Source organism: Kitasatospora sp. NPDC057738 (assembly GCF_042798815.1).
In the GTDB taxonomy this organism is placed as follows: domain Bacteria; phylum Actinomycetota; class Actinomycetes; order Streptomycetales; family Streptomycetaceae; genus Kitasatospora; species Kitasatospora lactacystinica.
The window spans coordinates 1-3,295 of sequence record NZ_JBHVJT010000041.1 but is presented as its reverse complement, the minus strand read 5'-3'; the positions used below and the strand labels follow the sequence as shown (position 1 = coordinate 3,295).

Here is a 3,295-nt window from a genome sequence, read left to right as displayed (position 1 = left end):
CGCATAAGAAGGGTCAAGAGGAAGGAGGCGCATCCGTCACGGCTCCCGGCCCCCCTTCCTCTCCTCCGAGGACCCCCCGCCCCCCTGCCGTGTCCGGGGGAGGGGGCGCTCAGCGGCGGGCGGCGCGGGTGCGCCAGGGCAGCTCGACGGTGACGGTGGTCGGGCCGCCCTCGGGGCTCTCCACCAGGAAGACCCCGTCCACCGCGCGGATCCGCTCGGCCAGCCCGGCCAGTCCGCTGCCCGGGTAGGGGGCCGCGCCGCCCTTGCCGTCGTCCTGGACCAGCACCATCAGCTGGTGCTCCGAGCGCCAGACCTCGACCGAGGCGGAGCGGGCGCCGGCGTGCTTGGAGACGTTGGTCAGCAACTCGCTGACGGTGAAGTAGGCGATGCCCTCGACCGCCGAGTCGGGGCGCTCGGGCTCCCCGTCCGGGCCGGTCAGGTCGACGTTCACCCGGACCCCGCCGGGGACGGTGCAGCGGGCGGCGACCGAGGACAGCGCGGCGTCCAGGCCGCGGTCGGTGAGCACCGCCGGGTGGATGCCGCGGGCCAGGTCGCGCAGCTCCTGGAGGGCCAGCTTCACCTCGCCGTGGGCGTTGTCGACCATCCTGGTGGCGGCCGCCATGTCGTCCTCGGACTCCACCTCGCGCAGCCGCTCCTTGGCCATGCCGAGGTCCATCGCCAGCGCGACCAGCCGGGCCTGGGCCCCGTCGTGCAGGTCGCGCTCGATCCGGCGCAGGTCGGCGGCGGCGGTGTCGACCACGGTGCCGCGGTCGTCCTCCAGTTCGCGCACCCGCTCGGCCAGGGCGCCCGGGAAGAGCAGCGACTCGATCAGGATGCGGTCCACCGCGGCCAGCCCGCGGACCACCCAGGGCAGCACCGGCCAGAGCGCGATCACCGAGATCAGGGTCAGCGCGAAGCTGAGCACGCCCCAGGGCAGCATCAGCACGTTGTAGAGCGCCGAGCGCCAGTTCAGCAGGTCGGTGAGCTGGGCGATGGTGTAGCCCACCATCCCCGGGCGGCGCGGCTCCACCGGCTGCGGCTCGTCGATCCCGGAGTCGTAGGCCGACCGTGCCCGCCGCCGGCCCAGCGCGCCCAGGGAGCGCGAGAGCGCCAGGCCGCCGGCCAGCAGCGGCAGGCCGATCACGGTGATCGACAGCCCCAGGCCGACCGAGAGCGTGGCCACGGCCAGCACGAAGCCGAAGATGCCGAGCGGCAGGTTGAGCAGCAGTCGTCCGACCTGGTGCCACATCCTCCTGCCGTACAGCGGCGGGCGCTCCATCCGAGCGTCCTGCTCCTTGATGGCGTCCACGGCGCGGTGCAGCGGCTTCATCGGATCTACCGTCCCTCTTCGTCGTGCGGCTGGACCAAGCTTCCCGAACCGCGGGCGGGGGATGCCATGGGGGTGATACATCTTCCCGGCCGGGGGTTAACCCCACCCCCGGGCCCGGTCGCCGGCGGTCCGCCACGGTGTCCACCGGCCGTCTTGCGGACCGAGCAGGTTTCGGGCGGAGCGGAGCGGTCCCCTTAGACTCACGCTTTGGCCATCGTTAGGCCCGTGAGAGTAAACGTCGTAGAACTGTCCTTAGGGCGGGTTCTCGGTCGAGGTGGAGGCGAAGGCATGGAGGGGAAGCACGCGGCTGCCGTCGCGGCCGACCCGGCGGTCGGCAGCGGCTACTTCGACGCGTACGCCGCGATGGGTCTGCTGGCCGTCGTCGGGGTGCTCTTCGTCGCCGTGGCGTTCACCGCCAACCGGCTGCTGCGACCCGTGGTGTACTCGCCCGAGAAACTCCTCACGTACGAGTGCGGAGTGGACCCGGTGGGCGAGGACTGGGCGCACACCCAGATCCGCTACTACGTGTACGCCTTCCTGTACGTGATCTTCGCGGTGGACGCGATCTACCTGTTCCCCTGGGCGACCGTCTTCGCCACCGCAGGGTACGGCGCCGGAACCCTGATCGAGATGTTCCTGTTCATCGGCTTCCTCGCGGTCGGGCTGCTCTACGCCTGGAAGAAGGGCGTTCTGGAATGGACGTGACGCACTCCCACTCGCACGGCGGCGCCGAGGGCGGTCCCGTTCCGCTCGGCCTGCCGGACCCCGCGCGCCCCGGCGCCGTCGAGCGCCGCGGCATCGGCCCGCTGGCCCGGCTCGCGCCGGACCCGGTCAAGGTGGTGCTCAACTGGGGCCGCCGCTACAGCCTCTGGTGCTTCAACTTCGGCCTGGCCTGCTGCGCGATCGAGTTCATCGCCGCGTCCATGGCCAAGCACGACTTCATCCGGATGGGTGTCATCCCGTTCGCTCCCGGACCCCGGCAGGCCGATCTGATGATCGTCTCCGGGACGGTGACCGACAAGATGGCGCCCGCCGTCAAGCGCCTCTACGAGCAGATGCCCGAGCCGAAGTACGTCATCTCCTTCGGCGCCTGCTCCAACTCCGGCGGCCCGTACTGGGACTCCTACTCGGTCACCAAGGGCGTGGACCAGATCATCCCGGTGGACGTCTACGTACCCGGCTGCCCGCCGCGGCCGGAGGCGCTGCTCCAGGGCATCCTCAAGCTCCAGGAGAAGATCGCCGCCGAGTCCCTGCCGGACCGCTACGCGGCGCCCGCGTCGGCGCTGCGCCGTCCGCTGGTGACCGGGCCCTCGCAGGGCACCGGGACGGGCTCCGGGGACGTTCCCGAGGCCGGATCCCCGACCGGGGCTCCGGCCGGCTCTTCGACCGAGGGAGGGGTCTCGTGACTTCCGCCGAGCAGTGCGCGGCGTCGGTCGGGGAGTGGGCGACCGGCGCCGAGGCGTACGGGCTGATCACCGTCGACGTCCCGGCCGAGAACTGGATCGAGGCGCTCACCAACGCCCGGGACGTCCTGGGGCTGGGCTTCTTCGACTGGCTGAGCGCCGTCGACGAGCTCGCCGAGGGCTTCTCGGTGGTCGCGCACCTGGCCGCCGTCGAGGCGCCGGGCGTGCGGCACCTCGCGCTGCGCACCCGGGTGCCGCGCGACAGGGCGGCGCTGCCCACCGCCGTCGCCGTCTACGCCGGTGCCGCCTGGCACGAGCGCGAGACCCACGAGATGTTCGGCATCGACTTCCCCGGGCACCCCCACCTCGCCACCCTGCTGCTGCCGGACGGCTTCGAGGGGAACCCGCTGCGCAAGGAGTTCGTGCTCGCGGCGCGGGTCGCCAAGGACTGGCCGGGCGCCAAGGAGCCGGGCGAGTCCGATCACGGCGGCGGGCCGGCCCGGCGCAAGATGCAGCCGGCCGGCGTGCCGGACCCGAACGAGTGGGGGCCGCTCAAGGGCAC

4 protein-coding genes are annotated in these 3,295 nt (G+C 72.5%); 3 read left to right on the top strand and 1 reads right to left on the bottom strand.

Annotated features, from left to right (window positions below; translation table 11 throughout):
• Positions 1-109 precede the first annotated feature (109 nt).
• The gene (locus tag ACFVGO_RS22175; protein ID WP_380351312.1) at positions 110-1,330 is read right to left on the bottom strand and encodes a sensor histidine kinase; all 1,221 of its coding nucleotides are present in this window, start codon (positions 1,328-1,330) and stop codon (positions 110-112) included.
• Positions 1,331-1,618: 288 nt separating this feature from the next.
• Here ACFVGO_RS22175 and ACFVGO_RS22170 point away from each other — a divergent pair, with 288 nt between their 5' ends.
• The 3 genes from ACFVGO_RS22170 to ACFVGO_RS22160 form a co-directional block, all read left to right on the top strand.
• Positions 1,619-2,035, top strand: a complete 417-nt coding sequence (locus ACFVGO_RS22170) for an NADH-quinone oxidoreductase subunit A (protein ID WP_359902891.1) — start codon at positions 1,619-1,621, stop codon at positions 2,033-2,035.
• Complete coding sequence (locus ACFVGO_RS22165; protein WP_359902893.1) at positions 2,026-2,736, top strand: NADH-quinone oxidoreductase subunit B family protein; 711 nt, start codon at positions 2,026-2,028, stop codon at positions 2,734-2,736. The genes ACFVGO_RS22170 and ACFVGO_RS22165 overlap by 10 nt, the downstream gene beginning before the upstream one ends.
• Positions 2,733-3,295: NADH-quinone oxidoreductase subunit C (locus ACFVGO_RS22160; protein ID WP_380633562.1), on the top strand; the 563-nt coding region annotated here is incomplete at its 3' end. The genes ACFVGO_RS22165 and ACFVGO_RS22160, both read left to right, overlap by 4 nt.